18 protein-coding genes are annotated in these 26321 nt (G+C 45.1%); 10 read left to right on the top strand and 8 right to left on the bottom strand.

Features of this window, described 5'->3' with window-relative positions; genetic code table 11:
• Positions 1 to 68 precede the first annotated feature (68 nt).
• From AWH61_RS04305 to grpE, 4 genes are all read right to left on the bottom strand, one after another.
• Complete coding sequence (locus AWH61_RS04305) at positions 69 to 554, bottom strand: c-type cytochrome (protein WP_075176282.1); 486 nt, start codon at positions 552 to 554, stop codon at positions 69 to 71.
• Between the two features lie 311 nt (positions 555 to 865).
• Positions 866 to 1996 (bottom strand): molecular chaperone DnaJ, encoded by a 1131-nt coding sequence (dnaJ, locus tag AWH61_RS04300; protein ID WP_014948973.1) that lies wholly within the window; start codon positions 1994 to 1996, stop codon positions 866 to 868.
• Between the two features lie 200 nt (positions 1997 to 2196).
• Positions 2197 to 4125 carry a molecular chaperone DnaK gene (dnaK, locus tag AWH61_RS04295; RefSeq protein WP_014948972.1) on the bottom strand — a complete coding sequence of 643 codons (1929 nt, stop codon included), beginning with the start codon at positions 4123 to 4125 and terminating at the stop codon, positions 2197 to 2199.
• A 119-nt stretch (positions 4126 to 4244) separates the two neighbouring features.
• Positions 4245 to 4868, bottom strand: coding sequence for a nucleotide exchange factor GrpE (gene grpE, locus AWH61_RS04290; RefSeq protein WP_075176281.1), 624 nt, complete (start codon positions 4866 to 4868; stop codon positions 4245 to 4247).
• A gap of 401 nt (positions 4869 to 5269) precedes the next feature.
• Here grpE and AWH61_RS04285 point away from each other — a divergent pair, with 401 nt between their 5' ends.
• A complete protein-coding gene (locus AWH61_RS04285) occupies positions 5270 to 8785 on the top strand; it encodes a hybrid sensor histidine kinase/response regulator (protein ID WP_075176280.1) in 3516 nt (1171 codons plus the stop codon).
• Between the two features lie 80 nt (positions 8786 to 8865).
• Here the strand turns inward: AWH61_RS04285 and AWH61_RS04280 are convergent, their stop codons facing one another.
• The 3 genes from AWH61_RS04280 to AWH61_RS04270 all read right to left on the bottom strand — a co-directional run bounded on the left by AWH61_RS04280 (position 8866) and on the right by AWH61_RS04270 (position 13250).
• A complete protein-coding gene (locus tag AWH61_RS04280; protein ID WP_075176279.1) occupies positions 8866 to 9759 on the bottom strand; it encodes an aspartyl protease family protein in 894 nt (297 codons plus the stop codon).
• A 200-nt stretch (positions 9760 to 9959) separates the two neighbouring features.
• The gene (locus AWH61_RS04275) at positions 9960 to 10628 is read right to left on the bottom strand and encodes a response regulator transcription factor (RefSeq protein WP_014948967.1); all 669 of its coding nucleotides are present in this window, start codon (positions 10626 to 10628) and stop codon (positions 9960 to 9962) included.
• A 243-nt stretch (positions 10629 to 10871) separates the two neighbouring features.
• A complete protein-coding gene (locus tag AWH61_RS04270; RefSeq protein WP_014948966.1) occupies positions 10872 to 13250 on the bottom strand; it encodes a TonB-dependent receptor in 2379 nt (792 codons plus the stop codon).
• A gap of 263 nt (positions 13251 to 13513) precedes the next feature.
• Between AWH61_RS04270 and AWH61_RS04265 the strand changes: the two genes are divergently transcribed.
• The 4 genes from AWH61_RS04265 to AWH61_RS04250 all read left to right on the top strand — a co-directional run bounded on the left by AWH61_RS04265 (position 13514) and on the right by AWH61_RS04250 (position 18177).
• Positions 13514 to 14809 carry a GntP family permease gene (locus tag AWH61_RS04265; protein WP_014976110.1) on the top strand — a complete coding sequence of 432 codons (1296 nt, stop codon included), beginning with the start codon at positions 13514 to 13516 and terminating at the stop codon, positions 14807 to 14809.
• 104 nt (positions 14810 to 14913) lie between these two features.
• Positions 14914 to 16350: an E22 family MetX-like putative esterase gene (locus AWH61_RS04260; RefSeq protein ID WP_075176278.1), complete on the top strand. Its 1437-nt coding sequence runs from the start codon at positions 14914 to 14916 to the stop codon at positions 16348 to 16350.
• Complete coding sequence (locus AWH61_RS04255) at positions 16347 to 17417, top strand: extracellular catalytic domain type 2 short-chain-length polyhydroxyalkanoate depolymerase (RefSeq protein WP_075176277.1); 1071 nt, start codon at positions 16347 to 16349, stop codon at positions 17415 to 17417. The genes AWH61_RS04260 and AWH61_RS04255 overlap by 4 nt, the downstream gene beginning before the upstream one ends.
• Positions 17410 to 18177, top strand: a complete 768-nt coding sequence (locus AWH61_RS04250) for a 3-hydroxybutyrate dehydrogenase (RefSeq protein WP_075176276.1) — start codon at positions 17410 to 17412, stop codon at positions 18175 to 18177. Before AWH61_RS04255 ends, AWH61_RS04250 begins: the two co-directional genes overlap by 8 nt.
• 88 nt (positions 18178 to 18265) lie before the next feature.
• Here the strand turns inward: AWH61_RS04250 and AWH61_RS04245 are convergent, their stop codons facing one another.
• Positions 18266 to 19453 carry an iron-containing alcohol dehydrogenase gene (locus AWH61_RS04245; RefSeq protein ID WP_249922599.1) on the bottom strand — a complete coding sequence of 396 codons (1188 nt, stop codon included), beginning with the start codon at positions 19451 to 19453 and terminating at the stop codon, positions 18266 to 18268.
• 210 nt (positions 19454 to 19663) lie between these two features.
• On the opposite strand from AWH61_RS04245, the gene AWH61_RS04240 reads away from it, so the two are divergent.
• From AWH61_RS04240 to AWH61_RS04220, 5 genes are all read left to right on the top strand, one after another.
• Positions 19664 to 22006 carry a fatty acid cis/trans isomerase gene (locus tag AWH61_RS04240; RefSeq protein ID WP_075176275.1) on the top strand — a complete coding sequence of 781 codons (2343 nt, stop codon included), beginning with the start codon at positions 19664 to 19666 and terminating at the stop codon, positions 22004 to 22006.
• Positions 22007 to 22096: 90 nt separating this feature from the next.
• Complete coding sequence (gene nadK, locus AWH61_RS04235; protein WP_014948959.1) at positions 22097 to 22972, top strand: NAD(+) kinase; 876 nt, start codon at positions 22097 to 22099, stop codon at positions 22970 to 22972.
• 259 nt (positions 22973 to 23231) lie between these two features.
• On the top strand, positions 23232 to 23741 hold the full coding sequence (dps, locus tag AWH61_RS04230) for a DNA starvation/stationary phase protection protein Dps (protein WP_014976104.1): 510 nt from the start codon (positions 23232 to 23234) through the stop codon (positions 23739 to 23741).
• Between the two features lie 401 nt (positions 23742 to 24142).
• Positions 24143 to 25828, top strand: coding sequence for a DNA repair protein RecN (gene recN / locus AWH61_RS04225; RefSeq protein WP_039225597.1), 1686 nt, complete (start codon positions 24143 to 24145; stop codon positions 25826 to 25828).
• Positions 25829 to 25952: 124 nt separating this feature from the next.
• Positions 25953 to 26309 carry an outer membrane protein assembly factor BamE gene (locus tag AWH61_RS04220; protein WP_012517879.1) on the top strand — a complete coding sequence of 119 codons (357 nt, stop codon included), beginning with the start codon at positions 25953 to 25955 and terminating at the stop codon, positions 26307 to 26309.
• The last annotated feature ends 12 nt before the right edge of the window (positions 26310 to 26321 follow it).

Here is a 26321-nt window from a genome sequence, read left to right as displayed (position 1 = left end):
AAATGCAATAGTACATTCTTACTGACCCGATATTAGAGCGCTTTCACGTGTTGAAAAACAAGCTTGGGCTAGTCCTTCTTATAGTCGTCATGGCATGATTTACAACTTGCACCAATTTTACCGATTGCACCTCTGTACGCGCTTTCATCACCCGCTTTAACAGCTGCTTGAAGCCCTTGTGCTGCCGTTTTAAGTGCCATCACTTTCTTTTCTACATCTGAGAAATTTTCCCAAATTTCATCTTTTGCGCCAGTTTCAACGTCAAACTTACGGGTATCAACTGATAAATAATCGCCCATCATGTCAGCAAGTTGTTCTAGACGTACGGCATTTGTTTCCATAACGCTTTCGTCAAATGGTAGAGCACCTTTTGCCATGCCACCTAACGGTCCCATGTTACTGCGTACTAACTGAAAAACGGCCTGGCGATATTGTGTTGCAGCTCCCGCGTGTTTTTCTGACGTTGCTTCTGTCACGTCAGCAGCTAATACCGAGCCTGATAAGATTGCGCCTGTCGTGGCAGCGCTCAGTAGCAATTTACTTGAAAATTTCATGCCTGTTCCCTTGTTAGATAAATATTATTCATTGGTCTCAAACGGGCTTTTAAGCCTTGTAATCAACAAGCTAAAAGTCCCGATACTTGGGTTATCGTGACGAATAGTCGGATGATGCGCAAGATTTTTAGCGGTAAAAGTAAGTAAAGAAAAGACTAACTCCCCCTTTCCTTCTTAAAGTGAGCACTTTCTATTACAAATAACAATCTGCATGGATAATTGGCCACTCATAAGAGCGCGTTTAAATGCCTTTCAAAAACAAAAAAGCCCTCAACTGAGGGCTTTCAAATGAAGTATGTACTACTAAGCAATTAGTTCGTTAAATCGTCAAAGAACTTTTTAACGCCGTCAAAGAAGCCTTGCGCTTTCGGGCTGTGCTTACTTGACGCTTTACCCATCGACTCTTCAAGCTCTTGAAGTAGTTCTTTTTGGCGAGATGATAAGTTTACTGGTGTTTCGACCACAACCTTACACATTAAGTCGCCCATGGCACCGCTTCGCACTGATTTAACACCTTTACCACGTAGACGGAACATTCGGCCAGTCTGCGTTTCAGGGCTGATTTTCAGTTTTACTTTTCCATCTAGCGTTGGCACTTCTAGCTCGCCGCCAAGGGCTGCCGTAGTGAAGCTTAACGGTACTTCACAGTACAAATTGTTGCCATCGCGCTTAAAGATATCGTGCTCACGTACGTGGACCTGAACGTATAAATCACCTGGAGGTGCACCGTTCTCCCCAGCTTCACCTTCGCCTGATAGACGAATACGATCACCGGTATCTACGCCAGCTGGAATTTTAACGTTAAGGGTCTTAGTCTTTTCTTTACGACCGTGGCCATGACAGCTATTACAAGGGTCTTCAATGATCTTGCCTTTGCCCGAACACGTTGGGCAAGTCTGCTGAACAGCAAAGAAACCTTGGCGCATTTGAACTTGGCCATTGCCGTGACAGGTTGGACAGGTTTTAGGTGAAGAGCCTTTCTTCGCACCAGAACCATCACAGACTTCACACTCGACCAAAGTTGGTACGCGAATATCTACGCTCTTGCCACGAACCGCTTCTTCAAGCGTTAGCTCTAAGTTGTAGCGAAGGTCTGAACCTTGACGTGCGCGAGATTGACGACCTCCTCGGCCACCGCCGAAGATATCACCAAATACATCACCAAAAATATCGCCGAAATCGGCACCACCACCGAAGCCACCGCCACCACGGTTAGGATCTACTCCCGCGTGGCCATATTGGTCGTATGCTGCACGTTTCTGCGAATCTGACAGAATTTCGTAGGCTTCCTGGATTTCTTTAAATTTATCTTCCAGGCCTTTATCGCCTTGCGTACGGTCAGGGTGATATTTCATCGCCAGCTTCTTATACGCCTTTTTAATTTCGCGTTCGCCTGCGCTTTTATCTACCCCGAGTACTTCGTAGTAGTCTCGTTTCGACATATCGTTTACATATCCTACTTTTTGTCGATAAGCATTTTATGCTCATCGAATCTACATCTGACTGTTGTGAAAATAACCTGAACACACATTCAATAAAGCCAAGTCATTTACACAACAAAGGCGCAACAAGAAATTCCTGCTGCGCCTGAACTGCTTACACGGCCCGCTAACATGCTAAGTAACGGGCCTGACACAACAGTTTACTTCTTGTCGTCGTCTTTCACTTCTTCGAATTCAGCGTCAACAACGTCATCGTCTGCTTTACCAGAAGATGCTTGCTGCTCTGCACCTTCTGCGCCACCGGCTGCAGCTTGCTGAGCTTGCGCCGCTTCCATCAGCTTGCTAGATGCTTGGATAAGCTCTTGCGTTTTCGCTTCGATGTCCGCTTTGTCTTCGCCTTTAACTGCAGTTTCAAGTGCTGAAAGTGCTTCTTCGATTGGCGCTTTGTCTTCTGCACTTAGTGCATCGCCAACTTCTTCAAGCTGTTTACGTGTGGCGTGAACCATACCGTCAGCTTGGTTACGCGCTTGAATCAGCTCTTCAAACTTCTTATCAGACTCTTTATTCGCTTCCGCGTCGGCTACCATTTTTTCTACTTCTTCATCGCTTAGGCCTGAAGAGGCTTTGATAGTGATCTTCTGCTCTTTACCTGTGTCTTTGTCTTTCGCAGACACGTGTAGGATACCGTCAGCATCAAGATCGAATGTTACTTCGATTTGCGGTACACCGCGTGCTGCTGGACGAATACCTTCTAGGTTGAACTGACCAAGAGACTTGTTGCCACTTGATTGCTTACGCTCACCCTGTAGTACGTGTACTGTTACCGCAGACTGGTTGTCTTCAGCAGTTGAGAACGTTTGCGACTTCTTCGTTGGAATTGTCGTGTTCTTCTCGATAAGCACAGTCATCACGCCACCCATAGTCTCGATACCTAGAGACAGAGGTGTAACGTCTAGAAGTAGTACGTCTTTAACGTCACCTGACAGTACGCCACCTTGAATTGCTGCGCCTACTGCAACTGCTTCGTCAGGGTTTACGTCTTTACGTGGCTCTTTGCCAAAGAATTCAGTCACGTACTTCTGTACTAGCGGCATACGAGTTTGACCACCAACTAGGATGATGTCGTTAATGTCGCCTACAGAAAGATCTGAATCAGCTAGTGCCTTCTTAAGCGGCTCAAGTGAATTCTTAACTAGGTCTTCAACCAAAGACTCAAGTTTTGCACGAGTAAGCTTAATAGCTAAGTGCTTAGGACCTGTTGCATCAGCAGTGATGTATGGCAGGTTAACTTCAGTCTGTTGTGAAGAAGAAAGCTCAATTTTTGCTTTTTCACCGGCTTCTTTAAGACGCTGCATAGCAAGCGGGTCTTTACGAAGGTCGATGCCTTGGTCTTTCTTAAACTCTTCGACTAGGTAGTTGATAACACGGTTATCGAAGTCTTCACCACCAAGGTGAGTATCACCATTAGTTGCTAGTACTTCAAACGTGTGTTCGCCGTCTACTTCATCGATTTCGATGATAGAGATATCGAACGTACCACCACCTAAGTCGTATACTGCAACAACGTTGTCGCCTTGCTTTTTGTCCATGCCGTAGGCAAGAGCAGCAGCAGTTGGCTCGTTGATAATACGCTTAACTTCAAGACCAGCGATGCGACCCGCGTCTTTAGTTGCTTGACGCTGAGAATCGTTGAAGTAAGCAGGAACAGTGATAACTGCGCCAGTAACTTCTTCACCAAGATAATCTTCAGCTGTCTTTTTCATTTTCTTAAGTACTTCAGCAGAAATCTGCGGAGGCGCCATTTTCTCGCCTTTCGCTTCTACCCACGCATCACCATTATCAGCACCTACAATTTTGAAAGGCATGATGTCGATGTCACGCTGTACTTCTTTATCTTGAAAGCGACGACCAATTAGACGCTTAATTGCGAATAATGTGTTAGTCGGGTTCGTTACCGCCTGACGCTTTGCAGACTGACCAACTAATGTTTCACCATCGTTTGTGTAAGCGATGATTGAAGGGGTTGTACGATCGCCTTCCGCGTTTTCAATTACGCGAGGTTTGTCGCCGTCTAGAACTGCGACACATGAATTCGTTGTACCTAAATCGATACCAATGATTCTACCCATTTCGTGTCTCCGAAAAAGTTTCTTAATTCTGTACTTTTAGTGGGGTTATTCCCCAGCCTTTTCAATAGATGCCAGTAAAAAAACTGACATTTTTGTGTGTTTATCGCAAAAAGCGTGACTTACACTTGCGTGTCCACACCACCACTTGGCGCACGCGATACCATAACCATGGCAGGGCGTAACAAGCGGCCGTTAATTTGATAACCTTTCTGCATGACCGCCATCACCGTATTTGGCTCGTGGTCTGCACTTTCTTGCATAGACATTGCCTGATGCAAGTCAGGGTTGAAGGTTTCGCCCTGCGGATCAATAAGGCTTAATCCAAATTTCTCAATAGTGCTTAAGAAAGTTTTGTGGGTCATTTCCACACCTTCTAGAAGCGGCTTAACCGCTTCATTGTCGCCATCGGTCATTTCGATAGCACGCTCTAGGTTATCGATAACCGGAAGCAACTCGCCAGCAAAGCGTTCAAGGGCAAATTTACGCGCCTTTTCTACTTCACCTTCAGCACGACGACGTGCGTTGTCAGCATCTGCACGCGCGCGAAGCACGCCATCTTGCTGCTCTTTGATTGTGGCTTGCGCCTCAGAAAGTGCCGTTTCTAGCTCGTAAATGCGTTGTGCATTTTCATCAAGCTCTACGCCTTCTGCTTGTGACGCTTCTACTTGCGCTTCTTCAGCATTTTGTACAGTTTGATCAACTGTATTTTCTTGTTCTGCCTGCACGTCGCGATTATCGCTCATGCCTACCTCCAAACGTTTTTCTTAATTAGGCATTGCCCAATAACGTTAAAATTATTGGGAATAAGTCTGTTGCGCTTAGTTATGGGGCTAGATTTAAGGTGATCAAGGGTATCCACAATATTTTTGTGGATGTAATGCTAAAAAATCTATAAGTAGGGAAATGAGACTAACGTACTCATGTTAATTCGCTAGCGCCAAGCTCAACCTAGGTACATTAACTCCGGCTCAAATGCGGTTCATATCAACCCGCTATTAAACCTATTGTTTGCCCAGAGAGCTCCAATATCTACTGCCCTGTTCCATGAACCTGTGACGAGTGTAAAAACCGTGTTAATGTAATTTCTAGATAAAAGCGCACTACTACCATTTCAACTCATTGAGCGCAACGACACGGAATATCTATGCTAAGTATTTGGACGGTTGGCACTATTGTTGGTTTTTACCTCCTCGCACTTTTCGCTTTAGCATTTTGGGGTGATAAGCGTTTGCGTGACAACCGGCAACATCCAATACTGTACAGCCTTGGATTGGGCGTGCATTGTACATCTTGGGCATTTTTTGGCACTACCTCGCAAGCGGCACAATATGGCTGGGCAGTCATCCCTACTTATTTAGGAATTATGCTAACTATGGCATTTGCGTTTCCTGTGGTGCTTCATATAAGCAGACTGTGTCAACAACACAACATCAGCTCTTTAGCGGACCTCATCTCACTCAAATACCAGCACTCCCACTTGATTGCCGCGCTTATCACTTTACTGTGTTTTTTCGGTGTAGTGCCCTACATTGCCCTGCAGTTAGACGCCATTACGAAATCAATAAATTTGTTGACTGACGACGCACATACAAGCACGCCATGGTTAAGTATCTACGTAGCTATCTTGCTCGCATTATTTGCCATTATCTTCGGTACCCGTACACTCAACTTGACCGACAAACACCCCGGCCTGCTACTTACTATAGCGTTTGAATCGGTTATAAAGCTTGTTGCCCTGTGCGCTGTAGGTGTTTTCGTTTGCTTCTATCTGTTCGATGGTGTGTTGGATTTGGTGTCTAACGCCGCTTCAAACGCCAGTGCTCGAGAAGTCATTTATGCTGATAGCGCACCCTGGGTTTATGTATCACATGTTGTTTTGGGCGTTTGCTCTATGTTCGTTTTGCCACGACAGTTTCATATGAACTTCGTTGAGCAGAACGGTGAGGGGGAGCTTAGAACAGCAAGGTGGCTATTTCCCCTCTATTTATTTGGCATGACCCTTTTTATTATTCCTATTGCACTTGCAGGAAAAATGCTGCTGCCAGTGGATACGAGCTCTGATGCGTATGTGCTTGCCCTACCTTTACATGCTGAAAATATCGCGCTGTCGTCATTTGCTTTCATAGGAGGCCTTTCTGCAACCACCAGCATGGTGATTGTTGCAACCTTGGCGCTGGGAATAATGATCTCGAACAATGTTGTTACGCCACTTTGGCTAAAAGCGCGACTAAAGACTTCGCCCAATCGTTCAATGCAGCCAAACAAAATACTGTCTATACGTCGTATTACCGTTGTGGTCGTACTTAGCATTGCGCTCTGGTATCACTTGAATATAAGTCAGGCTGCACCTCTGGTTAAAAGTGGGGTGATTGCTATAGCATTATTAGCACAGTGCATGCCTGCACTTATGTTTGGTCTTTACTGGACGAAAAGCAACAAAGCTGCCGCTATTTGTGCCTTATTAGTAGGGTTTACATGTTGGGCAGCATTCCTCCTCTACCCAAGCTTACTGTCGAGTTATTATTTCAACCCAGCACCCACTGACCAAGCGCTTGGTTTGGGCTTTGCCTTTTCCTTGTTGGCTAATTGCCTAACATTCGTTACGGTTGCATTGATTACATCAAGACGTGGCATGAAGCCAAATGATACGCTCCTCACAGATCACGACACACCTCGTTTACTGGTAAAAGTGAGGGACTTAATTGCACTCACCGAACGTGTGCTCGAAAGTGCCACGCACTCTCAACTGGTTAAGCAGCTATCAGTTGACGTCAATCGCGCCGCTAGCAGTGGTTATGCCAGTCAGGCGCTTATCGACAGGGTAAATAAGTTGCTTGCTGCACAAGTAGGAGCACCTAGTGCTCGTATATTACTGGGTGCCATAGCAGATACAGGCAGCGATAGCTTTCCAGAACTGGTTGACTGGGTAGAAGAAGCTTCTCAGTCATTTCAGTTTAACCACGAGGTACTTCAATCGTCAGTGCAAAACATTGAGCAAGGCATAAGTGTGCTTGATGACAAACTGCAGCTACTGGCGTGGAACGAACGTTACGTGGAGTTATTTGCCTACCCTAAAGGATTTCTAAAAGCGGGCATGCCCATTACCGATATACTTAGCTACAACGCAAACCGGGGGTTGTTTAGCCCCTCATCTATCGAAAAGCGCGTTAGCTACATGCTGGAAGGCACCCGTCATAAACATATTCGCAAACAGCCTGACGGAAAAGTGATAGAGCTCAACGGCGCGCCGCTGCCTGGTGGCGGCTACGTGACTACCTATAGCGATATCACTGAGTACATAGCCATTCAAAAAGAATTAGAAAGTGCAAAAGAAGACTTGGAGGCAAGGGTTGCGCAGCGTACAGCAGAATTAGAAGAAGCCAAACAACGCGCTGACAAAGCTAACGAGAGCAAAACCAAATTTCTGGCCGCAGCTGGGCACGATCTCATGCAACCCTTCAACGCCGCAACATTATTTGCCAGCATGCTCAGCAAAAAGACGCAAGGCAGTGAACTGGCCACACTATCTGAAGGCGTGGTGAATTCTTTGGACAATGCTCAGAGCTTACTTTCAATGCTACTTGATATGACGAAATTAGACGCTGGCGTGCTTACCCCTCAAAAGACTGAATTTCCAGTCAGTGATATGTTGTCTTCATTGGTGCAGGAATTTAGTGTCATTGCAAAGCAAAAAGGTATTGAGCTCAAGTATGTACCGACCAAAGTTATGGTGTACTCGGACAAAGTGCTACTGCGACGGGTGCTTCAAAACTTGCTGTCCAACGCAGTCCGCTATACCGCAAAAGGCCGTATTTTGGTGGGCGTGAGACGCACAAGAATCACAAATACCAAGCAGGTAATAAAGCTTTGTGTTTACGATACCGGGCTAGGTATCGCCGACCACCAACAGCATGAAATATTTAGTGAGTTCCATCAGCTAGAGAGCAACAACAAAGGCGAAGGAATTGGATTAGGCCTGACTATTGTAGATAAGATATGTCGACTACTCGGTCATGAAGTCGGACTGAATTCATCGCCAAATAAAGGAAGCTGCTTCAGTGTGGCTGTATCTAGAGCATTTCAAAGGGAAGCCTCGATACCCTCCGCGCACGTAAGCAACACTAACCATGTTGACTCTTTTTTTAATAACTCGGTATTAACGAAGAACCCAGCTAGTGCGCCAAATAATTCAGTAAGCGCTCAAAAAAGCGCATTAGACAGCCGTTCTCGCTCTGTCTCCTCGCGCTCCCATCAAATGCCCTCTTTAGACTCAGCGAATAAAAACAACAATTCATTTTTGAAAGACACCCGTTTTCTACTTGTAGAAAATGACGAGCAAGTGGCAAATGCAATGTGTACCTTACTGAGAGATTGGGGAGGGAGTACAACATTGATAGCGGGCGGAACTGAAGTATCGAGTATTTCACAAGAACACTTTGATGTGCTCGTCGCCGATTATCACCTAAATTATGGCGAAACCGGTTTTGACGTTGCAGCGATTCTTTCTGAAAATAACGTGAGTTTTGCCTTAAAGATTTTAGTCACTGCCAACAGAAGTAACGACATCAGAGAAGAAGCGGCGGAGCAACAATTTAGCTACCTGCCAAAACCCTTAAAGCCTGCGGCACTTAAGCGACTGCTAAAGCAATCGCTTGTTTAATAGAGAACTCGTGATCGCATTTGTAGTACGGCAATAAATATTTCATCTTCTTTTGGTAGTGGGTTTGCACAAAATACTTTTTACTTTTGCGGTAACGCGATGTGAAGCTTCCCGTAACGATAGTCGAGTGTTACCACGAAGTCTTTCAATAAATCATAGCCAATTAAGCCTACTACCCGCTTTCCTGCAATCCGGCTGCCTGTCCGTTCATACTGACTTTCTAAGTTTGTTTTTTGTCCTTCAGCAGGAAAGCTAACTTTCACATCGCCAATTTCATATGGGCCAAACTTCACTACATCAGACGTAGCGAACTCATTAACCCCAGAGCTATTCGCACCGAACGAGGTACTTGCGCCTTCCACTTTGTCAAGCAATCCAGCCTTTGATGCTGCGCGTCGGTCAATTAAAATTGTGCCTGAGTTACCCGTGTCGACAAGCAACCATAAAGCTACACCGTTAATCTCTATTTGAGCGATAGGCATACCGCTTCCTTGTTGGGAGTCTGCACGAACGTTCGCTACCTCCGACATATCCAGTGAATCACGTGTCACCAAACGAATTTTTTTGTGCGGGTAATCTAATTGAACAATGAAGTTATTGAAAAAACCTGCGCCTAATAACATACCATTAGAGTGATGGCCTAACCTGGATTCGACAAGTGAATCTAGCTCGAAACCAGTACCAAAGATTTCAACGTTTACATTATTGTAAGCGTTACGCCTTTCAACATCGTACACCCCTTTAACGGTTACAGGGCGTCCTTTATCAGGGTCTAAATCGTGCTTCCCTATAAACGCGCGGTTGATACTGTTTATTTGCGCCCCTGAGTCCAGCATGACCCGAGATTCGATGCCTTCTATAGTAACAGGCAAAAAAACGTGGCCGTTATCCAGAGTGAAATCTGTCCATGCTGTAACGGCACTAAACGCATTGAAAGAACTAAAAAGAAGGGAAAGTAAAATAAATCGCGTCATAAATATCCTTTTATGCCAGTAAGTTAATCCTTTTAACTTTTACGCTATCACAGGAATGTAAGAAGATCGATTGAACACGACGAGCTGCATTGTAAAAATGCCTTTTCAAAAAGGAAACAAGGCAAGTACGGGTGACTAACCGCGCACTCCTTCTCAAAAAATATGGGCTGTCTCGGCTTACTTCATGTTTTGCAGTGAGCTCAACTTAAATGCATTGCATTTTTGAACGCGATACCGGCCTTGGTTCTGTTAATAACACCAAGCTTTCTCAATACTGCAGATACATGCTGTTTAACGGTGGACTCAGAAATGGCCAGTTCGTAAGCAATCTGCTTGTTAAGCAAGCCGTCTGATACCATTCGCAACACTTTAAGTTGGTGAGGGGTAAGTTGCTTTAATCGGTTTGTGAAATCATCTTGGCCAGAGTGGCCATTCGCATTCGATGCAGTGGCATTTGGCATCGTAGCTGATGCATTGTGAACTGAAGGCGGGATCCAAGTTTCACCGTCTAACACCGTATTTACCGCGTCAATAATGCAATCGACCGAAGCTGATTTGGGTATAAAACCGCTTGCGCCTAACGCAAACGATTTTGCCATAACATCAGGCTCTTCTTGTGCGGTAATAACAACAACAAGTACATCAGGATAGAGCGCATGTACCTCAGCAAGGCCATTTAACCCTTCATTGCCTGGCATAGTAAGATCTAAGAAAAGCAGATCGATGTCGTCATTTTCTTCAAGACTAGTGAGCGTATCGGGGAACGTGGAGGTTTCTACAAGTTCGATATGCTCCACACTAGCTAACGCATGGCACATCGCAGCCCTGAACAGAGGGTGATCGTCAGCAATCAAGATTTTCACAGACATAATGCTATCAACTTGTAACTACCTTGTTAATCAACATACTACCACGCCGATAAAAAAAGGTTAATCTTATTGGCGTATCTGTAATTGCGTATCTGTAATTGGGTAAGGGTCCGCACCACGCCCTTCACTGCTGGAAATATCCGCCGGCCAACCCAATCGAAAGAGGTCGAGCAAACGTGAGCACGCCTAAGCGCAATGGCCTAGGCGTGAAACGTGTTGCTGGTCTTCTTCAGAACATACCTTTTAGAATCGATAACCTACCGTAAGGTGAACTGTACGTGGGTCACCGTAATAACCGATAAGTGTCGTATCGCCACCTAGGCCCGGACCAAAGTTACCTTCATCGTCTTGCGTGACAAAGTCATAACCACCAACCAAATACTCTTCATCGGTCAGGTTTTTGACGTGTAGTCCAGCATACCAGTCGCCTTCAACGCTTTCCCAGCGCGCGCTTAAGTTCACCATACCATAGGCATCTTGTTGAATAAGATCGCTGGTTTCAAAGATAAGATAATCATCGCGATAGTAGTAGTTGGCGTTGAAAGTAATATCCCCAAAACTCGTTTCTAGTAGGTAGTTGGCATTAAGATTAAAGGTATTCTCTGGCGTACTTGCTAGACCAATCAACGGAGGGATTGCATTGTTTTTCTTAATCTCAAAGTCAATATAACCATAAGCAACGTCAAACTGAAGGTTATCCGTGGCTACCCACGTCATCTCCAACTCGGCGCCTTTTGCAGCCGTTTCTGCAGCATTGCGCAGTCGCTGGTCAAGGGCTGTTGGATCAGACAAATCTCCTTCTACACCAATATACTGACGATCTTTGTGGTCGTAAGAGAACAATGTGATATTCATACGAAGTGCGTCGGTTAAGTCACTCTTCACACCCACTTCGAAGCTGTCAACGACTTCTGGTTCAACACCAGGCTCGTTAGTCTGAGCACGAGGGTTAAACGTGCCCGATTTGAAGCCTTGTGAATAGCTCGCGAAGAACATGGTATCGCGGTCCATTTGATACTCCACGCCCACTCGCGGGGTAAAGCGCGACCAACTTTCTACCGCTGGCGCGTCTAACACTTCATCGCCATCGGTGTCTGTCCCAAGTACTTGAGGTACTAATTGTCCGTCGGGACGCACGTACCCATCAATCCAGTCGGTATAAGGATAAACATTGGCGAATACCAGACCGTTATTTACAAACGCGGTCTTTTCTTCATCGGTGTATCGGGCACCAAGCGAAAGCGATAGTTTATCGGTTACGTCATAGTTCATCTGCGCATAGGCAGCCCAGCTTTCTGAGTTATTACAACCCGTCACTTCCCGCGTTAACCCTGAGGCACCAAGCGATTGACCTAACACACCTAAAATGGCATCAAAATTACCGCAACTCTCACCATCGTAAAAATAGAGCCCTGACACTAAGCTAAACGCGTTCCCGGTATAATTCGCTTGAATCTCGTGAGTATCATTACTGTCGTCATACTCTGCCGGTACATCAAAAATAGGCAGAGGCGTATTGTCAAAATCAATGTTGGTAGGTGAATAGCTCTCTCTATGCGAACCAATATATTTAAGCTCTAAATCATCATTCACTCTGTATCGTGCCAGCCAGTTATAGCCTTCTAACTCGACTTTATTCCATGTAGGTAAGCTGGTGTACGAATCGAAAACTGAATCAGGCACGGGCGCATCAGTTAATATACTTGGGATTAAACGGTAGCCGCCTTTCGCATTTGATGTGTCTTCGGTCTTATCCCACCCAATACGGAAAAACAAATCTTCACTCGGGTGAACTTCTAGCGTTACACGTGCTGCCCAGAGATCTTTGTTATAATTCTCTTTATCTTGATTGGGCAACGCGCTTACCAGATATTCGCCGAAGCCGTCGCGGTTTAAGTTGGCATAACCCACGCCTAGATACACCGTGTCTTCAATCAGCGGTATTTGACCTGTCACTTTGATATCACGCTGACTGTAACTACCTACCGTAGCTTCAACGTTCATCTGCGTATCGCCGGTCATTTCTTTCGTAACGTATTTAACCGCGCCACCAATGGTATTCTTTCCGTAAAGCGTCCCCTGCGGGCCACGTAACACCTCAATACGCTGTACGTCTAACAAATCAAGTACGGCCCCTTGTGGGCGAGCAATATAAACATCATCAACATAAATACCCACGCCTGGTTCATAGCCCCAAAGCGGGTCTTGCTGACCCAATCCGCGAATAAACGCCGTCAAGGTGGAATTGGTACCGCGACTAGTTTGTAGCGTAGTGTTGGGCGAAAACTGCTGCACTTCAGTCAGCACGCTAATCCCTTTTTCTCCAAGTTCAACCGCACCAATAGACGTGATAGCTACCGGCGTTTCCTGTAGCGACTCTACAGTTTTTCGCGCTGTCACCTCAATGCGTTCTAATTTTCCTTTTTGCGCTTCGGCATCGGCATCAGCTTGACTATCCTGAGCAAATACTGGCGCTGTGCTTAAAACGCTAGCCACCGCTAGGGCACAAAGGCTGCGAATGGGGAGCTTAACTGAATCGCTTTTGCGTTCTACTGTACTAACAGAGGCTGAATGTGATTGGTAGGGTAAAACCAAGCCATTTGTGTGTATTGATTGAGACATAGTGAGTCCTTGTTGTTCTAAGTTCTGGTCACTGCCGGATGTATTGCCTACGGTCAAAATCACTTTAGTTAATTATTTGTTAATAGTATGTAGTACCATCGTACTATGGGATTTTGATAAAAGTAACGTCAAACTTTATGTCTGTTATGAACGCTTTTTATCTGATTTGTATACACTTTGTGGTTTTGAGTGTAAGCAAATCTTAAATCGACTTAACTGTTTAGGATCATCTGCGGTCACAGATTTTTTAAGGAATAATAACTATGTTAAGTATGATTGGCTTAGTAGGCGGTCTGTTGTTGCTTATTGTTTTGACAATACGCGGAATGAACCTCTTTATTGCTGCACCTTTGTGTGCGCTTGTAGTTGCCATTACCAACAATATCGGCGTCTTCACCGGCGACGTAAACTTCGTTCAAACCTATATGAGTGGTTTCTCTGGCTTTATCGCCTCTTGGTTTTTCATGTTTTTACTTGGTGCGTTATTCGGTAAATTCATGGAAGACACAGGCGCAGCAGATGCTGTTTCTCGCTGGATTATCACCAAAATTGGTTACAAGCGTGCCGTATTAGCTGTTGTGCTAGCTTGCGCTATTTTGACCTACGGTGGTGTAAGCGTGTTTGTGGTAGCGTTTTCTGTTTACCCTATGGCGGTGAGTTTGTTTAAAGATGCCAACCTACCCCGTCGCTTCATACCTGCTGCCATGGCATTCGGGTCGGTAACATTTACGATGACCTCCGCGGGCTCGCCAGAAATCCAAAACTGGATCCCTATAAAGTATTTAGGTACCTCCCCTTTTGCCGCGTGGGAAGTTAGCCTTGTCGTCGCCATATTCATGGCATGCTTCGGTTACTGGTGGCTTGCTAAGATGATCAGAAAAGCCGTTAATAACGGCGAGGTGTTTGAAGCCAGAGCAAGCGACCCTGAAGTGCGAGACAGAGCGCTACCCCACCCGCTTACCGGAATTGTGCCGTTAGTCGTGGTGTTAGTCATTTCGTTTCTATTCCATGAAGAACTCGCTCAGCTTGCGCTTATTCTGGCGTTAGGCGGCGGCGTACTGTGTTTGCTGGCTATTAACTACAAACATTTTCACAGTTTACCTGTTGCCATAAATGCGGGTACCACCGGCGCATTGATCGCCATAGGTAACACCGCCGCTGTTGTAGGTTTTGGCTCTATAGCAAAAAACACCGAAGCGTTTCAAACAACAGTAGCGCTTATGACCCAAATTCCTGGTAACGAGCTTATTGGTGCCGCCATTGCCGTAAGCGTGATTGCAGGATTAACAGGAAGTGCATCTGGCGGACAAGCCATTGCCTTACCCTTGGTGGCTCCGCATTACCTTGACCAAGGCGTAGAGCCAGAACAGCTACATAGAATTGTGTCTATATCATCAGGCGCATTAGATTCGTTACCTCACAATGGCTATGTGGTTACTACCATACGCGCCATTTGTAACGAAACCCATCAGGCTGCCTACTGGGCGGTTGGTGCGCTAACAGTTGTGGTGCCAGTTATTGGGCTTGCTATGGCCATTGGCCTGTTTAGCATTATGTAGCATTAGTCAAAGCCAACGATATAGTCGAAGACCGCATGACAAATAGGTCACTCTTGCAAAATATTGCCATCTGAAAATGCGGTCTGAGAAAAGGATAAGAAAGTATGAATTGGAACAAGACGCTTGCTTCCACGTTAGTGTGGAATAAGAGCAAAGGAATCAATAAGCTATTGAAACAGCTCAGCTCACAACGAGTACAGAAACCGTTAGCATTAGCAAACTTGGTTGAGGTGTTTTTAGTTAAAAAACAGCGCTCATTGGTGGGATTATTTGCCACACTAATGTTGACGGTACATTGCCAGGGCATTGCTGGCGAATCCGACGATACATCGTCATTGCTCAGTTCTTCAAAAGCACCTACTTCTGAGCCCGTTTCTTCCTTGCCAAGCGCTTCGCATTCCAATGCTGCGCTGATGGTAGAAAAACGCGTTTTTGAAATGCCTCATTTCACAACCTTTGGCGGTAAAAAAATTAAAAACGTAAAAGTTGGCTGGGAGGCGTACGGAACACTAAATGATGCTAAGAGTAACGTTATACTGATTACCCACTATTTTTCTGGATCTTCTCATGCCGCTGGAAAGTACGATGAAAACGATCCAGCGCCAGGTTACTGGGATAGTATTATCGGCCCCGGCAAGGCGATTGATACAGACCGCTTTTATGTAATAAGCGTTGATACGCTGGCCAATCTAAACGCTTACGACCCGCACGTTATTACAACCGGTCCTACGTCAATAAATCCAGATACAGGTAAACCCTATGGCTTAGACTTTCCCGTCGTGACAATACGTGATTTTGTCAATGTTCAAAAAGCACTTCTCGAAAGTTTAGGTATTAGCAAACTGTATGCGGTTATTGGGCCTTCTATGGGCTCTATGCAAGCTATCGATTGGGCGAGCGCTTACCCAGACTGGGTTGAACGTATGATTTCAGTTATCGGCGCAGGTCAAAGCGATGCATGGACTACCGCGGCATTGGAACACTGGGCAACGCCAATCACTCTAGATAAAAACTGGAACAACGGCGCTTATTCCAAAGAGCAAGCCCCCCTTAATGGCTTAGCTGCCTCGCTCATGTTAATTACGCAAAATGCCCTTACCCCTTCTTTTTTCAACCAAACCGGCAACACGTTAGGGTATAAAAATGTTGAGTCGGCGCCGCTTAATGATATACGTCAATCACACAGTATTGTGAATTGGCTACGTGAGCGAGCAAAGACCCGGGCAAAATCCATGGACGCAAACCACCTTTTGTATTTGGTTCGAGCTTGCCAGCTCTTCGTTGCTGGGCATCAAGGTAATCTTGAGCAAGGGCTGGCGTCGATAAAGGCGAAAACGCTGTTTATTCCAGCCCAAACTGATTTGCTTCTTATGCCCTACTTATCGCAAAGTGCACACCATGGTTTAACTTCAATGAATAACGACAGCACATTGGTTACGCTAAATGGCAAATTAGGTCATTTGGAAGGCGTGACGAATGTATCCGCTCAGGCTCAGGCTATTCGCCAATTTTTAGAAAATGATAAGGCAGCAATGCAATGATGAAATCTACCCCCTTTTTACGCCACGCGCTTTGTCTGTCTGTATTAAGCGCACTTGCCGTTAGTGTACCGGTATTCGGTAACGAGTCATCTGCGCAAGACGCGCTTCCGTCACTCACTCTTGATTTAAAGAACGTTACCGTATCTGGCTTATCCTCAGGCGGTTACATGGCAACACAATTTCAGTTAGCACACAGTGACTGGGTAAAAGGCGTTGGCGTTATTGCTGGCGGCCCGTATTTCTGTGCACAAGGTGATATAACCACTGCCCTGGCACAGTGCGTGAACAAGGTAGAGGGAGAAATTAACCTTGAAGCGCTGAATGAAAAAGCCAAACAGTATGAAACTGAAGGAAAAATTGCGTCGCTTTCCAATATGAAAGACACAAAAGTCTGGCTTTTTCACGGTACGCAAGACACCAGAGTGATTGCACCAGTGAGCGATTTATTATTTGAGCAATACAAATTGTGGACAGACACACAAAATATTGCCTATATCAATGACAAACCGATGGCTCACCTTTTTCCCACCAAAAACAATGGGGTTAACTGCATGAAATCAGAGAGCCCCTTCATTGGAAACTGCGATTACGATGCAGCAGGTGCTATGCTCTCTCATCTTGTTGAAGATGTTTCGACACCCGACGAGTCACTGTCAGGGCAAATTCATTCAATTGATCAGCAAAAAATAGCGGGTGACGATGCCAAAACATTAGCAAGTGAAGGCTTTGTGTATGTGCCTGAAAGCTGTGCACAAGGCGAGCCATGCAGAGCCCATATTAGTTTCCACGGCTGTAACCAGTATGCAGATGCTGTAGGCGATGCCTACACTACCCAAACGGGGCTGAATGAATGGGCTGATGACAACAATATTGTTGTGCTTTATCCGCAAACTAAGAAGTCGTTATTCATGCCGTTAAATCCACAAGGCTGTTGGGATTGGTGGGGCTATGCCTCTGGCGATTACGCCAACAGGAACGGCGCACAAATAAACGCAGTAAAACAGCTGCTGTTTTCATTAAATAGTGCACCTTCACTAAATAAATCCAACGGAAGTAACAATGACTAAGCGCACAATATTTATCACGGGTGGAGCAAGCGGCATTGGCTTTGGCATTGCTGAGTCAATGGTGAAACAAGGGCACCATGTGATCATCGCCGACATAAACGAACGGGCAGCAAAAGAGGCTGTGACTCGACTTGCGCATTTAGACGGATCGGCCAGCGCAGTAGCGGTAGACGTATGCAATGCAGAACAAGTCGCAGCGCTACCTGAGGTACTAGGGAAGCATACCGTTGATGTACTTATAAACAATGCCGGTATTCAGCACGTTTCACGCATAGAGGATTTCCCTGCTGATAAGTGGCAGCAGCTTATAAATATCATGCTTGTTGGCCCTGCTCTGTTAACCCAAGCTTTTTTGCCAGCCATGCGCAAGCAAAATTATGGGCGCATTATCAATGTAGGCTCTATTCACTCGTTGGTAGCCTCACCGTATAAATCAGCTTATGTGGCGGCAAAGCACGGGCTCTTGGGTTTTGCAAAAACCATCGCCCTTGAAACGAGTGACTGTGATGTGACTATCAATACCCTTTGCCCTGCCTATGTGAAAACACCATTGGTGGAAAAACAAATTGCAGCTCAGGCAAAAGAAAACAATCTTACCGAGGAAGAGGTAATAACAAAAATAATGCTAGAGCCCATGCCTAAAAAGCAATTTGTTAGCGTTGAAGAGCTTGCCGATACCGCAAGCTTCTTAATGTCACCCAGTGCCCGCAATATAACTGGGCAAACCATGGTGCTTGATGGGGGCTGGACGGCACGATAGCCCGCAAGCTTTTTACACAATATTTCTTTTCACATAAAAAAGACTGCAATAAGCAGTCTTTTTTCATTTAGTGTTTTCGCAAAAAGCGTTATTCCCAAAGAGATACGTAGATGGCAACCATTTCTTCAATGGTAGGGATGCGTGGATTATTACCGGGAGAACCTGATGCCAGAGCTTGTTCAGCCATTGTTGACGTCGCTGCAAAAAATGCCTCTTTATCAATACCGAAGTCGGCAGGCGTAGGTACCTGCAAATCTGCATTCAGTGCTTTTAGTTCGTTGATAAGCTTTTGATTCGCCACCTGATCTGAATCACTTTGGGTAGCAACACCCATAGCGCGAGCGCATTGAGCATAACGCACAGAGGCACTAGGAATAGAAAAGGCGGTAACCGCGGGCAACAACATGGCATTCGACAAGCCGTGGGGCACATGAAAAGCAGCGCCAATGGGTCGACTCATTCCATGAACAAGGGCCACTGAGGCGTTTGAAAAAGCAATGCCCGCGAGCGTTGAACCCAGCATCATTGATTCTCTCGCCGTTTCATTTGTTGGGTCTGCAAAAACAGTGCGTAGATTAGGCGCAATTAACGCCATGGCTGATAACGCCTGTGCATCACTGTAAAGATTGGCTTTGCGGCTAACAAACGCTTCAATAGCGTGAGTAAGCGCATCAATGCCTGTATCGGCTGTCACGCGGGCAGGCAAACTTTGCGTTAATGAATAATCGACTAAGGCTGCCGTTGGCATAAACCCTAAACCAACACACAACATTTTTTCTGTGGTATCTTCGTCGGTGATAATGGTAAATCGCGTTGCTTCTGAGCCCGTTCCCGCTGTTGTGGGAATAGCAATGATCGGCAGCCCCGCTTCATCTACAACCCGCGGGAATTTGTAGTCTCGCATTTCGCCACCGTACTTACCCAAAATAGCGATGGCCTTTGCGCTATCGATGGGGCTTCCACCACCTAAAGCAATGATGCTGTCATAAGCGTGGGTTTTGAATGCATCCACACCGCGATAAATAGACCTCACCGTGGGCTCTGGCACCGTATCTGAAAATACATCGGCGCTTATTCCTGCCTCTTCCAGCACCTGTACTATGGCAGCACTATATCCCAACTCAACCATAACTTTATCGGTAACCAGTAAAGGTTTATGGCAGTTGAGTCCTTTTAGCGTTTCAGCAACCCGCTGACTCGCCCCTTTCCCTATGTGCATCACTCTTGGCAGAATAATTTGATGAGACATGTTTCCCTCGCTGCGAATTCTTTTCATCAGCATACCTAGTACAACGCCCAAAGCAATGACAATGTAAAAATAATGTTACCGCCCCACTACCTCTCCAGCTTTCCTCCAAATACTTACAAATACGTGGTTGTTTCCATTGCCAAGAGTTAATGGTTAATTATTAACATCACCGTACGTGAAATGAGTGATAAACTGATTAGAACTTTTCTGTGGACTACGATTATGAAGAAACTCGGTATGATTTCGTTGCTTATAGCAATTATCGCTATAGCGATATGGCAATGGCCGAAACCTGACGCACCTTTACTTTCATCAAACAACGTCATGCCCGCCATGGAGAATTTGCCCGACAATTTCTTTGACACACAAGTAAACCCAGTACTAACGCAGCGCTGTGTTGTCTGCCACGCCTGTTACGATGCGCCATGCCAACTAAAGATGTCATCTCCAGAGGGTATAGCCAGAGGTGCTAACAAAGAAAAAGTCTATGAAGGGACACGACTCACCGCTGCCCAACCCAATAGAATGTTTCTCGACGCCCACAACGTAGACGCATGGCGAGAGCGTGGCTTTTTCGACGTGCTCGAATCGAAAGAAAAACCTAACGCTTCGCCGACCCAATCTTCGGTGCTAGCGCAAATGCTTTTGTTAAAAAAACAGCACCCTTTGCCCAACACCGCTCATTTAGGTGACAATTTCGATATAAGCTTAAATCGACAAAACCAATGCCCAACAATAGATGAAATGGGCGGGTACATAGCAGGCCAGCCCCTGGGAGGCATGCCCTACGCACTGCCAGCCCTGTCGGATGCAGAGCACACGACACTCATTCAGTGGTTAAACCATGGTGCGCCGTTACCTTTACCCAAAGCGCTCTCACAAGAACTGAATGAGAACATACTTGATTTGGAAGTGTGGCTTAATGGGGATAGCAACAAGATGCAGCTTTCCGCACGCTATATTTACGAACACTTGTTTACGTCTCACCTCTATTTCGAAGATATTTCAGAAAAAGGTAAAACGCCTCAGTTTTTTAATCTAGTGCGCTCGCGTACACCACCCGGACAAGCGTTAGATATTATTGCTACTCGCAGACCCTTCGACGATCCGGAGGTCGAGCGCGTTTACTATCGTCTACAGCCAGTGCATTCAACTATTGTGAGTAAAACACATCAAGCGTACGCCATTAATAAAACACTGATGGATAAATGGCAATCGTGGTTTGTCGACGCAGAATTTTCTGTAGAAACATTGCCATCATACAAACCCCAAGTGGCGGCCAATCCATTAACGGCCTTTACCTTATTGCCAGTAGAAAGTCGTTATCGATTTATGCTTGAGCGCGCGCAAAACACTATTATGGGTTATATCAAAGGTCCCGTGTGCAGAGGCCAAGTCGCGCTTAACGTCATTAACGATCGATTCTGGGTGTTCTTTGTCGACCCAGACATTGCAGCATCTGAAAAAGTGAATGCTTTTTACGCTTCTCAAAAAGAAAACCTTCACCTTCCCGCTGAAAAAGATAGCTCGGCCCTTGCGGTAAACTGGGTTAAATACGCAAAGCGCCAAGGCGAATATATGCGTGCAAGAACTACCTTTTTAAATAGTGAGTTTGAAAACGGTGAGCACCTAAACATGTCGAGCATTTGGGATGGCGACGGCAACAACACAAATGCCAGCTTGACCGTATTTCGTCATTTCGATAACGCCACTGTAGCAAAAGGAATGATTGGTAAGCCGACCAAAACGGCATGGGTGATTGACTATGCCTTATTAGAGCGAATTCACTATTTACTCGTGGCGGGCTTCGACGTTTACGGCAACTATGGTCACCAACTAATGACCCGTTTGTATATGGATTTCTTGCGCATGGAAGGTGAATCGAACTTCCTTAATCTACTTCCTCCAACTACCCGCCATGACCTTCTCGACGATTGGTATCAAAACGCAAGCCCTGAACTTACCGATTATTTGGAAGGTGATATCAACAGTTTCGAACAGCCTTCTGGCATAGCGTTCGAAACAGATAATCCTCAACAAGAACTTTATCAATTGTTATCGCAATACTTGGCTAAAGTTCAACCGAACGCCTCAACCTACAATAAACGTTTGCTATCAGCTGAACAGTTCGAAGCATTAGAGCGCTTAGATTCGCTTCCTGCTCAACAAGCGACGTTGATGCCTGAAACTACCATGATTGTGATTCAAGACGACAAAAACCCAGACAACATTGATGTATTCACTGCCCTTAGAAATAGCGCGCATTACAATGTAAATAGCCTATTTGCAGAAGAGGAAAACCGGGAGCCTTCTAAAGATTCAATCACGCTAGTTCATGGTTTGTTGGGCAGTTACCCTGACGCATTCTGGTATATCAATGCCTCAGAGATAACGTCTTCGATTGAGAAGCTTAAATCCATTAAAAGCGAAGCCGATTACAAAGCCCTGCTCGACGATGTTGGCATGCGCCGAACCAACCCTAATTTTTGGGCGTTTAGTGATAAATTAATGCAATGGTCTAGCGAGCGCTATCCTATTGAAGGCGGTCTTCTCGACTATAATCGGTTAGAAGATCGCTAAACCTTGCGCTGTGTGCCGTTTTACGCTTTTCTTTTGCAAAAAACCTGTGCTAATGTCCAACCATTGGAAATGAAAGGACATTAGCATTCCATGCCCTATCAAACCGTTGCTTTAATTGGAAAACCTCAGCACGCTGCAACCCACGACAGCCTAAACATTCTTGCCGAATATTTATTGGCAAAAGGCTGTAAATTATTGGTTGAGGAAAGTATTGCTGAAGAGCTTGAAACCGAAAACTTCAAAAGCTGTAACCTTGTCACTATTGGCAAAGAGGCTGACCTTGCCGTTGTGGTAGGCGGTGACGGCAGCATGCTTGGTGCAGCACGTGTGCTCGCTCGCTTTGACATTCACGTTGTCGGTGTAAACCGCGGGAATCTCGGCTTTTTAACTGATATCCACCCCGATGATATTGTTCAACAACTTGACCTTATCTTTAACGGTGAATGCGTAGTAGAAGAGCGCTTCTTACTTGAAGTAGAAGTTTATCGACACGAAAAGCTTAAAAGTAACAACTCTGCTGTAAACGAAGTGGTGCTTCACCACGGAAAAGTTGCCCATATGATGGAATTTGAAATTTACATCGATGAGCAATTTGTATTCAGTCAGCGCAGCGACGGATTAATAGTAGCCACACCTACAGGTTCAACGGCTTACTCTTTATCAGCGGGCGGACCGATTATTATGCCTAAGCTAGATGCACTTACGTTGGTACCCATGTTTCCTCACACACTGAGCAGCCGTCCAATCGTTGTTGATGCTGACAGTCAGGTATCGATGAAAGTATCAAAGGTTAATAGTGACTCGCTACAAGTGAGTTGCGATAGCCATATTGTTCTGCCGGTGCTACCTGGTGATGAAATTCGAATAAACAAAAGCGTAGACAAGCTTCATCTTGTTCACCCTAAGGGCTACAGCTACTTCAATGTACTTCGTAAAAAGTTAGGTTGGGGTAGTAAGCTTTACTAACCTCCCTGCTCCATTTAGTCGATTCCATGTGCATTTATTACATAAGCCTGTAGCATTTTCTTGATTGCTACAGGCTTGAAAAATAAAGATTTTTTAATCTTCTCTAATTTCCTTAACGAAAACCAAGACTTATAGAAATATAAGACTTCGGCATACCTGTTGCACCTATTACTTCAAGTCGTCAGCACAAGGCCTTTGTTATTTGGCCTAAATGATGTTTCGCATCCCGCTGACTTATTTGCATTCAATAGGAGATATCATGAGTAACACCAATATCAAATTTACAGCCCCTGGAATGGATAACGATGCAGCTGCCAAAACAATCAAGGTATTGGATCAGCGATTGGTTGCACTATTAGATTTACAGTTAACGTTGAAGCACATTCATTGGAATGTAGTAGGACCAAATTTTATCGGTGTGCATGAAATGTTGGACCCGCAGGTAGATGCGGTACGCGAAATGACCGACACAATTGCAGAGCGAATTGCCACGTTAGGTGGCGTACCGAAAGGTACACCAAAAGCCATTGTTGAAGGTCGCAGCTGGAACGATTATGAATTGGGTAAAGGTTTAGTACTTGACCACCTTAAGGCGCTGGATGCCGTATATGACGGTGTAAATGGTGACCATAGAAAAGCGTTAGAGCTTTTAGGTGAAATTGACCCAGTATCGGAAGATATGATCACCGGCCAACTTGCAGATTTAGAACAGTTCCAGTGGTTTGTGCGCGCGCACATTGAGTCTGGCAGCGGTGAGCTACAGCAATAATGTATAATTGCTGGTAAGCCACATAGTTATTCGGACTACCTGCTATTTAATTGAAATTGAATTTTAAGGAGAGCTTACGCTCTCCTTTTTGCTATCAGGTTCTCTACTGCGTTGTGGAATTGTTTACCGCTAGCTTTTGAGTTATTCAGCTACTTAGCATTGAGCTAATTTACTACTGTATAACCACTGTAACGAACGCATCTAGCGCAGCCTATTATTAATGGGTTACTCATAACCACTCCTTTTCAAACGCTCTGTACAATATTGATTTCTTTAATCTTTTCACAATCCACTTTAATTTTTAAGTAAAATATTTACGACTTAACTTTACACAGAAAAAATACTGTATATATTATCAGTTATTGTATATATCATCATGTTCAACTTATTCGAGTGTGGTTATGTTAGCGCATCTTTCTATTTCTAATTTTGCTGTTGTAAAACAATTATCAGTTCAACTGGAAAACGGGTTGACTGCTATAACCGGAGAAACCGGTGCAGGTAAATCAATTGCTATTGATGCCTTAAGCTTGTGCTTAGGCGAGCGCGCTGATGCCAATGCGGTGCGAAAAGGCAGCGCAAAAGCGGAGATCATTGCTCACTTTTCTCTAAACGGCAATGTATTAGCTAAAGCCTTCCTCGATGAACATGAGCTCACCTCAGATGAAGATGAGAATAGCTGCTTTATTCGCAGAGTTATTTCAAAGGAAGGCCGTTCAAAAGCTTTTATCAACGGTATTCCCGCCTCACTTCAGCAGTTAAAAGGCTTAGGCCAGTTTTTGTTGGCCATTCACGGTCAAAATACTCACCTACAGTTGCTGAAAGAAGACCATCAAAGGGAATTAGTCGATGGTTACGCTAAGCACAACGACATATTAGTGCAGGTTAGAGAAACCTACTCTCTTTGGCGTGATAAGCAGCGCACGTTAAAGGCGCTTCAAGAACAAGCCCAGCAGCGCGAAGACAGAATTCAGCTGTTAACTTATCAGGTTCAAGAACTTGATGAATTCGCCATTGAAGAGGGTGAATTTGAAGAGTTAGAAATAGAGCACAAACGCCTGAGTAACGGGCAAAGCCTTTTAGAGCAAGCACAGACTAGCGTATACAATTTATATGAAAGCGATGAAGGCAACGCACTGTCAGTTATACAAAGCAGTATTGAACGTTTAGGCGAATTAGAGGCGCACGACGCTAGTTTAACGCCAATCATTGCAATGCTTAATGATGCAGCAATTCAAGTAGAAGAAGCGGCAGGAGAGCTACGTAGCTACTGCGATCACTTAGAGATCGATCCACTTCGCTTACAGCAAGTTGAGGCGCGCTATGCGAAGGCGATGGAACTTGCCCGTAAACATACTGTGATGCCAGAGGGACTTTATCAGCATCACCAAGAGCTAGCCGCCGAATTCAATGCTTTATCGGAACAGGAAACACTGTTAGGTACGCTTGAAGGCGAAGTAGAAGAAGCACGAGCAACGTATTTAACCGCGACCAAAGCGCTTTCCGAGAGCAGGCAACGTGCTGCTGGTAAGCTAAGCGAAGATATTGAAGTGCAAATTCGCCAAATGAATATGCCCCACGCAAAAGTGGATATTCAGATTCAATACGACGAACTTAAGAAGCCGGTGAGCACAGGTCTAGATACCGTAGAATTTAAAGTGTCTACCAACCCTGGTCAAGATGCAGACAAATTAGAAAAAGTCGTATCAGGTGGTGAACTTTCTCGTATAGGACTGGCTATTCAGGTTATCGCGAGCGGCCATCACGCTACCCCTACTATGATTTTCGATGAAGTCGATACGGGCATTAGCGGCCCAACAGCATCAATCGTTGGCGGGCTTTTACGTAAATTAGGTAAACAATCGCAAGTAATGTGTGTTACCCATCTACCTCAAGTAGCGGCACAGGCACATAATCAATTGTTTGTTACCAAGCTTACCGACGGGGAAAGTACTGAAACCCAGATGTTGGCGTTGACGAAGCAAGACAGGATCGATGAGCTTGCAAGACTATTAGCCGGTGATAAAGTAACCAAGTCGGCGCTAGCGAATGCAAAAGAACTGCTTAAAAGCGCAGCATCGAACTAAAATGCAGTTGATTGGTCATAGTTGTCAATGTAGCATGCCTTCGCGCTTGCAATAAAACAGTCTCGAAATTCGCTTTAGCGAAGTTCATTGACACTAACAAAGGCAATACTGGACAAATTAACGCATGAAGTTGCAACACCTATTAGTAATTCTTGGTATCACACTAACATCAACCGCTTGCTCGAACTGGATTTATCGAATCGACGTTCCTCAAGGAAACTTCCTTGATCAAAGAGATGTGGAAAAGCTGCGCGTTGGAATGACAAAAGAACAAGTTATTTATGTACTAGGTAACCCTGTTGTTCAAGACTCATTCGACGATGACACTTGGTACTACGTTTACGATATGAAGCGCGGTATGAAAAAGCGTGGTGAAGATTTTCAAAAGCAAATGGTGATTAACTTTGTAGACAACAAAGTGACAACGGTTGAAGGTGACTTCGAGTTATCTGAAGACTTCAATACACCGCTTGATAACTAATTTTGTTTAAAA

It is taken from the genome of Alteromonas sp. W12 (assembly GCF_001924945.1).
Taxonomy (GTDB): Bacteria; Pseudomonadota; Gammaproteobacteria; order Enterobacterales; family Alteromonadaceae; genus Alteromonas; species Alteromonas macleodii.
The sequence above is the reverse complement of the archived record's forward strand: the minus strand, read 5'-3'. Positions and strand labels throughout refer to the sequence as shown.